Origin of the sequence: Pseudomonas sp. PDM25 (genome assembly GCF_019219045.1) — a bacterium.
Taxonomy (GTDB): Bacteria; Pseudomonadota; Gammaproteobacteria; order Pseudomonadales; family Pseudomonadaceae; genus Aquipseudomonas.
Genome location: NZ_JAHUWL010000097.1, coordinates 1 through 266, shown reverse-complemented (window position 1 = coordinate 266; position 266 = coordinate 1). Strand labels below are relative to the sequence as shown.

Here is a 266-nt window from a genome sequence, read left to right as displayed (position 1 = left end):
GCCCTTCGATACGCCCGTGAATGCCTTCGCCATTGAGGCCAAACTGCAGAAACGCCGGTAGGCTGAGCAGGCTCTCCATATAGAAGTCGGGGTATTCGCTGACCAGTTCAACCTCGATCGCGTACAAGCTACTGATGGTCTCAAGGCCCTCAAAGGCCAGCACCTTGAAGTCGTGACGAACCGAGGGGATCAGTAATGTGAAGTGCGCAGTATTGGCTGGCGCGAACATACGCTTATCCTTAAGCAGAAAGAGGTGAGCAGGACAC

1 pseudogene is annotated in these 266 nt (G+C 54.5%); it reads right to left on the bottom strand.

What is annotated here, in order from left to right:
• Window positions 1-229 (bottom strand): annotated as a pseudogene (locus KW848_RS31495) (type VI secretion system tip protein VgrG); the annotation flags it as partial.
• Between the last annotated feature and the right edge of the window lie 37 nt (window positions 230-266).